The following is a 7,565-nucleotide window of genomic DNA, read 5'->3' on the forward strand; positions in this document are numbered from 1 at the left end:
GGAAGACAATGGAACTAGCAACCTTGACACGTATAGCGGCCCAAACCACATGACTCTTCGGGAAGCAAAAGAATTGTTTGCAAAAAAAACTGAGAAACTTCCTTTGGATAAATGGGTGAAAGAATAATGTTGAGATGAGTCATTCGCGTGTCTGGATAGTCGAAACTGCGACTATGGCGAAGTAATCAGGTCACCGACCTTACAGACGAGACTAAGGGAACAGGTTTATTTTCCGGCTTGCCCCCTTTTTGATTCAAAAGGGAGTGAAAATCCCCCCTGTTCTAGCCGCCTTTTCAGAAACAAATCCGTCCCCTTTTTCCCGGAAACAAAGGGGGCTTTGCAGATGGAAAGAAATAATTATGGAGGCTGATATGAAGTTTGACTGGAGTTCTTTTGGGATTGAACAGGGATCCTCAGTGGATATCGATACGATCTCCGAAGTAGAAAAACTACTTAGCGTAAGCTTTCCAAAGTCGTACTTGGATTTGGTCACATATTCCGACGAGGCCTCTCCAGAGATATCTTCATTTCCATATGGCAACGAAGGTACTTGCATAAGCGAATTCTTTTCTTTCTCGCCTGATGTGGCCCCGTACACCATCTCATGGTACTCAGAGGCGGGAAAACCCCCAGGGCTTCCCAAACAGATGATCCCTATAGCAAGGGATGCGGGTGGTTATCTGATTTGCCTAAATTTCAACACACCCTCGGTTGCTGTTGAAATATTTGATCCGAACTCAAGTAAAACCAACTTCGTTGCTAACAATTTTGATGAGTTTGTGAATTTGTGGAGTGAGTAAAACAACTAATGTTGCCGCTGCTGCGATTTTGACCCAGGCTGCCTGAATTCATTGACCTATCCAAATTCAGCGAACGATGTGTTTACGCGGGGCTTCACCGGCCGCATATAGGTCAGTCAAAATCAGCAACCTGGGTCAAAATCGTATCAGCGCCAACCAGCCCCCTCAAAAGAACCGAGCGTCAGCTTTAATTCATCAACCGAGTCTAGAAAAAACGTAGCTATTTCAGATTGAGCAGCCAACCAAGCCTCAAACCGCTCTTCCTCCTCTCGTGACAATAGGTCCGATAGACTGGTTATTGCGAGCTGAGATAGTTCCAGAAAAAAGCAGGTTCGCCTTTATGCCACAAAATTTGCTGCTGTGTTTGGCACTCGTAAGTCTTTCCAGCACCGGCTTCTGAAACAATCAGAATACGCTGCGATTCAAGCAACGCTTCCCGACCAATATCTTTTGCCCAACCCAATTGTGACAGCAATGACGCCTGATCAATGTACGCGATCTCCTCCTGAGATAAATTGCGGAAGGTACGCTGAATACATTGGTTGCCTTTCTGTAATAATTTCTTCAGAGACCCGTATCCCTATCAGTTGATCCTGCCACGTTTTGCCACGCAACTTTACATATGAAATTCTCTGATTCTAGCTACTAAAATTATCTCGCTTCCCTTTAAGGACTAAGGGGACAGGTTTATTTTCCGGTTTGCCCCGCTTTTTGATTCAAAAGGGAGTGAAAATCCCCCTGTTCTAGCCGCCTTTTTCAGAAACAGATCCGTCCCCTTTTTCCTGTCAGCTACCGGTACAACGCACGCAATCAACTTGTTTCTTCCACAAATGCAGCCGGTGAAACCGAGCACTACCGGTACAACGATCAGCACGTCATCCTCGAACGGCAAATGGCCGGCGGCGCCAGCTTCTTCTGGGAATGGGAACGTGAAGGCAAACATTCCCGTTGCGTCCGCCACTGGGCCAATTACGCGCAAATGGAAGCGCGGTACGAGTGGGACGACAAAGGCTCGGTGACCGTCTACAACGCCGATGGCAGTGAGCTGGTCTATGTGCATGACGAAAATGCACGCCTGGTCAGCGAGACCGCGCCCGATGGCGGCGAAACGCAAAATGCCTACGACGATCAGGGAAGGCTGGTCGCCGTTAAAGATCCAATGGGCGCGATCACTGAGTATCAGTACAGCGAAGCTGGGCGCTTAATCGCCGTTATCCCGCCAGAAGGTGTACCGACCCGTTACAACTACTTCAACGGTCAACTCATTGATGTACAGCGCGGCAAAGCGCGCTGGAAATATGAGCGTAATCGCCAGGGTGATATCACCCAACAAACCGACCCGGAGGGCAACGAGACCCACTACAGCTATGACCGTCAGGGCAGATTGCTGGAAATTCGTCACCCCGATGGCAGCCGCCATCAACTGGGCTGGAACAACCTCGGCCAGTTGCTGGAAGAACGCCTGCCGGACGGCGGTCAACGCAAGTACCGTTACGATGCTCTTGGCCGACAAATCACTCGTCAGGACGAATTTGGCGCGATTACTCAATATCAATGGGACGCCGCTGATCGCCTGACCCAAGTCACCCTACCCGGCGGTGCCACTCGCGCGTTCACCTATAACCCGTATGGCCGGGTCACTGCTGAACGCGACGAACTCGGCCGTATCACCCGCTACGAATACGCCGACAATCTGCACCTGGTCAGCCGCCGCATCAATCCGGACGGCAGCCAACTGCGCTATCGCTACGACAACTCGCAACTCAACCTCACCGAGATCGAGAACGAGCGCGGTGAACGCTATCAGCTCGATTACTACTCGAACGGCCTGATCCAACAGGAAACCGGCTTCGACGGTCGCCGTACCGCCTACGAATACGACCTCAACGGCCAGTTGCTGAAGAAAACCGAGTTCGGCGATGACGGCAGCGACCTGATTACCGAATATCAGCGCGATGCTGCCGGCCGACTGCTGGTGAAAACCCTAGCCGACGGCGAAGAGATTCATTACAGCTACGACGCTTTGGGTCGTCTGGTGAATGTCGACGACGGCCACTGGCCGCTCGCCTATGAATACGACGTGCAGGATCGCCTGATCACCGAACACCAGGGCTGGGGCACCACGCGTTACGAATACGACAGCGTTGGCCAACTGAGTCACTGCCGTCTCCCTGACGGCAGCACACTCGACTACCGTCACCTGTCCGGCGGACGCCTGAGCAGCATCGACCTCAACGGCTCCCGCCTGACCAGCCACCAGTTCAGCGCCGGGCGTGAAAAAAAGCGCCAGCAGGGCCTTCTGCTCAGCCAATACCAGTACGACGAACAGGGTCGCCTGCAAGCCCACATAGTCGGCCAGCGAGACAAGAATCTGTTCCAGCGGCGCTACAACTACGATGCCAACGGTAATCTCGCTGGCGTCGACGATAGTCGCAAAGGCAATCGCAGCTACCATTACGACCCGCTCGACCGGCTCATCAGCGTGCGCGGCGCTACGCCGGAAAGCTTCGCCCACGATCCGGCAGGTAACCTGCTTGGACAGAACAACGAAGGCACCGCCAACCTCGCCAACGTCAAAGGCAACCGTCTGCTGATGCAGGGCGACCGCCATTACGACTATGACGCCTATGGCAATCTAATTCGCGAGCGTCGCGGTACCGGCCAGAAACTCGTCACCGAATACCGTTACGACTGCCAGCACCGCCTCATTGGCGTCAGCCTGCCGGGCGGCAGCACCGCGTCGTACAAATACGACGCCTTCGGTCGCCGTATCGAGAAGACCGTCGACGGCCAGACCACCGAGTTTCTATGGCAAGGCGAACGACTGATCGCTGAAAACGGTGAAAACCGTTATCGCAGCTACATCTATGAACCGGGCAGCTTCCGTCCATTAGCGATGCTCGATGGCGAAGGCCCGCGCAGGGCCACGCCGTTTTACTACCAACTCGACCACCTCGGCACACCGCAGGAACTCACTGATTACAGCGGTGAGATCATGTGGTCGGCCAAGTACCGAGCGTACGGTAACCTCGCTGCGCTGGATGTCAGCGAGATTGATAACCCGCTGCGCTTCCAGGGACAGTATTTCGATGCCGAGACGGGGTTACATTACAACCGGCACCGCTACTACAATCCAGGTACTGGGAGGTTTTTGACGCCGGATCCGATCAAGCTTGCGGGCGGGTTGAATAATTACCTGTATGTATCAAACCCCACGGGCTGGGTGGATCCTCTTGGGCTTAATCAGTGTCCGGGTGGCGGTAAATATCTAGACAAACCCGCAGAAGCTGATGGCTCTTTGAACATTGGTGCCGGTACGAATCCAATTGAAGGTTATTACAATATCGATATCGACCCTAAAGCTCCGGGAGTACACGCTGGGAATGCAACGGATTTGTCGGGTATAAAATCAGGATCACAAAGTCATATCAATATGGACAACCCTTACGGTTACGACCCTTTAAATCCAGAAATATTAAGGGTATTATCCGATAATGGAAAAATCACTCTTACGGGCAGCGCATTCGCAAACAAATACATAAAGAAATCACTGAAAAAAATAGAGGAATTAGGGCTAAGAATAGTTTCACAAACCAAAGTCGACCCAAAAGGCTTTAAAACTATTGATGGCAGCCAAATCGAATCAAAACAACTTGATCAATTTGTAATCGAGAGAGCAAAATGAATTTTTCAATTGACATTACAGAAACCTTTGGCGCCATCGACTTCGATAACGCAGGCGGAGTTATTTCATATATAAACATACCGCCAAACGAAGACATCCAAGACAAATTCCAACTCGAACTATTTAATTTTGTCCTTAACTTAATAGACAAACCGGTAATTTCTTCAATAAACAACCAGAATCCGAACTTTCTAGACAAGATGGACGAGGACGGTTTCCTGATCATTAAGCAAGCTATTATTACGTTTGAAAAAATTAAAGGTCACGAAAAGTTAATACGCCTATTAAACCAAGAAAGTGGCTACTTGACGCACGAATCTTACGGCCCAAAATTGGAGAACAAAGATAAAATATACGACATCGGCGGAAGATCATTTTCAACTCCTGAACTATTAATTAACCTTGCCATCATCTCCCCAAGAAAAGTCACCCTCGATTTCACTGCTTCAAACCATACCTATATACCCACATACAACGAACTTCAGAGGTCAGTAGGGATATTAAATTCAAAGGCAAATCGCGCCCAACCTGAAATTCAGGGTATATTTGATATTAGCTATAGCAATTTACATACGACAAGCGACTTTGATGCAGGTTATCGATTGTTCACAGTATAGATTGTGAAGAATTGAGGAAAAATACAAAATTATCCAGAATCCCTTGCAGCTCATTTCAATCAGAGGTGCACCCTAGAGAATTGTACGACATAAATAGTTGCAGCGCACACAATAAAAAAACATTAACTACTCGATAGAGCTTTCAAAACGATGAAACAATATACTTCCCGAAGCATGAACAATTAAACTAGAACCCAGCCTCGATATAACACCTTCACCACTACTTCCCATTGACATAAACAGCGAACAAGATGACGCCACAGCAAGATTCATAGCAACCATTGACACAAGCAGCGAATATGAACTTGTCAAACTATTTGACGCACTCATTGAGCCAGAACTCAAATGCCACATAGTGAGTGAACAGCAGTGGTACATCGACACACCCACCTTTTATCTAAATAAGAATTAAAAATTTAAACGAGTACTCTCAGATATCAACACATATCTTACTGAGGATCCATAGGATAAGCGCTAATTCATGTCCGCCCTTCTAAACCGCCTAAAAAGTACGAAGAAAAAACTGACGACAAAATTGGAAATATTTTTATAAATGGCGAATAAATTCGCCAAACCTCTCCAAAACACTTACATAAATAACGCTACTGAGGTGTGCAACAGACGCTTTAGAAATCAAAGGGGACAGATTTATTTTCGCACTAATACAGGCAAAACACCTAGTAGAGACCACTATTTATTTTGAGTAATCTAAAATGTGGACATCATCAATATCGAACAAAAAACAGTGGACATCTATTTTCGGAGAAACATATCCCCCCTCAAGCATGCGTACGTCTTACGTCATGCTGGACGGAAACTCTATATGCTTAAAATTATCCAGCAAAATAGAGCAAACAGCTCCTAAAAAGTGGCTGGAAAAGAATTACAATGAATATGAATTTCAGCTCTACATAATAGACATAGAAAAATTTAACGTAGAAAACTTCAACTTCAGCGGCACCACCACCTTAAAAATCGAGAAAGAAAACTCAAATTATAAAGTCACAATCAAACTTGAAAATAATTGTATAGCCATATGCCAAGCAAAAAACATCACTGTAGCCAATATTACGGCATACAACAATGACGGCGCCGTGTAGCGCAACGCGCTCACTCGATCACTACTCAAACGGACTGATCCAACAGGAAACCGGCTTCGACGGTCGTCGCACGGCCTGAGAGTACGACCTCAATGGGCAGTTGTTGAAGAAAACTGAATTCGGCGACGACGGCAGTGCGTTGGTGACCGAGTATCAGCGCGATGCCTCTGGCCGCTTGCTGGTCAAAAGAAATATCATAAAGAACTTCACGGCACCATTGAAGACGGTGATAGCTTCAGGAATGACCCAAAGCTAGAACTACAGTATGCAAAATTTAGAAAAGCATATTGGAAAGAACGAGCCAAAGACTTTGAGTGAGTAAAAATCATGCACAACTTTCAAGATTTGATAACAAAGCTCGAAAACTCCGACGAAGAAACTTTCTGGCTCGGCCCTGCCACTACTGAGCAAATTAGAAAACTCGAAACCATTTTAGGTTTAAAGCTACCTGAAGATTTCGTTGATTTCTTGAGTGTATGCGGTGGCGGAGGAGCAGCCGGCTCAGAGATATGCGGAATTGAGAACAATGATGCGACATTAGATAATGGCGGGACTGTAAGTTACAGCACCGCGTACTGCCGAACCGAGTTTGAACTACCTAGTAACTTTGCCGCCATCTACTTAAAAGATGACGAAATTTGCTGGGCAATTGATTGCGAACCCACGGGAAACGGACAGATCATTAGCTACGATCTATTTAAGAAAAAACCGTCCAAAAAAATAGCAGACAACTTCTATTCATTCTTTGAAGAATACGTCGAACTTAGAACCTAAGCTTTCAACCATGAGCTATCTGATAAGGAGCGGGGGCATTCTACATTCGATTTTATAGGTGTGGTCTACCCCCTATTACTCTGCCACCACCAGGAACAACGCCATGATATTTAAATCATCAGAAAAGCTTACCGATCCTCGCTTTGTTGGATATAGAAGTCTCGGCTTTGGGCGAAACATTAACCTTGAAACCAAAAATTTCGAATTAACTATTATTATTTGATCTACCTCCGACTCCCCCGTCACTTTCTGCAATCTGGCTCACGAATTCCATGGAGCTGGGCAGAAACTGATTACCGTATATAGACAGGGCTGGACGAATTTGGCGCGATTACTCAATATCAATGGGACGCCGCTGATCGCCTGACCCAAGTCACCCTGCCCGGCGGCGCCACTCGCGCGTTCACCTATAACCCGTATGGCCGGGTCAACGCCGAATGCGACGAACTCGGGCGCATCACTCGCTACGAATACGCCGACAACCTGCACCTGGTCAGCCGCCGTATCAATCCGGACGGCAGCCAACTGCGCTACCGCTACGACAACTCGCGTCTGTTGCTCACTGACATCGAAAACGAGCGCGGCGAGC

At 47.9% G+C, this 7,565-nt stretch carries 5 protein-coding genes and 2 pseudogenes; all 7 read left to right on the top strand.

The annotated features are described in order from the left end of the window. Positions 1-371: 371 nt before the first annotated feature. Positions 372-800: an SMI1/KNR4 family protein gene (locus tag HBN98_RS27685; RefSeq protein WP_151101758.1), complete on the top strand. Its 429-nt coding sequence runs from the start codon at positions 372-374 to the stop codon at positions 798-800. A 790-nt stretch (positions 801-1,590) separates the two neighbouring features. Beyond that, positions 1,591-4,485, top strand: a pseudogene (locus HBN98_RS27690) (RHS repeat-associated core domain-containing protein); the annotation flags it as partial. Beyond that, entirely contained in the window at positions 4,482-5,102 is a 621-nt protein-coding gene (locus tag HBN98_RS27695; protein ID WP_083368671.1) for a hypothetical protein, read from the top strand. The pseudogene HBN98_RS27690 and the gene HBN98_RS27695, both read left to right, overlap by 4 nt. 713 nt (positions 5,103-5,815) lie before the next feature. Next, on the top strand, positions 5,816-6,202 hold the full coding sequence (locus HBN98_RS27700; protein WP_083368670.1) for an Imm50 family immunity protein: 387 nt from the start codon (positions 5,816-5,818) through the stop codon (positions 6,200-6,202). Between the two features lie 216 nt (positions 6,203-6,418). Further along, complete coding sequence (locus tag HBN98_RS28365; RefSeq protein ID WP_420875952.1) at positions 6,419-6,520, top strand: HNH/ENDO VII family nuclease; 102 nt, start codon at positions 6,419-6,421, stop codon at positions 6,518-6,520. Positions 6,521-6,529: 9 nt separating this feature from the next. Next, a complete protein-coding gene (locus HBN98_RS27710; RefSeq protein WP_083368669.1) occupies positions 6,530-6,976 on the top strand; it encodes an SMI1/KNR4 family protein in 447 nt (148 codons plus the stop codon). Between the two features lie 306 nt (positions 6,977-7,282). Continuing rightward, positions 7,283-7,565 (top strand): annotated as a pseudogene (locus HBN98_RS27715) (hypothetical protein); the annotation flags it as partial.

The sequence above is a fragment of the Pseudomonas koreensis genome (assembly GCF_012986595.1).
In the GTDB taxonomy this organism is placed as follows: Bacteria; Pseudomonadota; Gammaproteobacteria; order Pseudomonadales; family Pseudomonadaceae; genus Aquipseudomonas; species Aquipseudomonas koreensis.

Excerpts from the sequence above, each read along its gene's own strand:
- HBN98_RS27710 (WP_083368669.1), top strand. The coding sequence starts at position 6,530 with ATGCACAACTTTCAAGATTTGATAACAAAGCTCGAAAACTCCGACGAA.
- HBN98_RS27685 (WP_151101758.1), top strand. The coding sequence starts at position 372 with ATGAAGTTTGACTGGAGTTCTTTTGGGATTGAACAGGGATCCTCAGTG.
- HBN98_RS27700 (WP_083368670.1), top strand. The coding sequence starts at position 5,816 with ATGTGGACATCATCAATATCGAACAAAAAACAGTGGACATCTATTTTC.
- HBN98_RS27695 (WP_083368671.1), top strand. The coding sequence starts at position 4,482 with ATGAATTTTTCAATTGACATTACAGAAACCTTTGGCGCCATCGACTTC.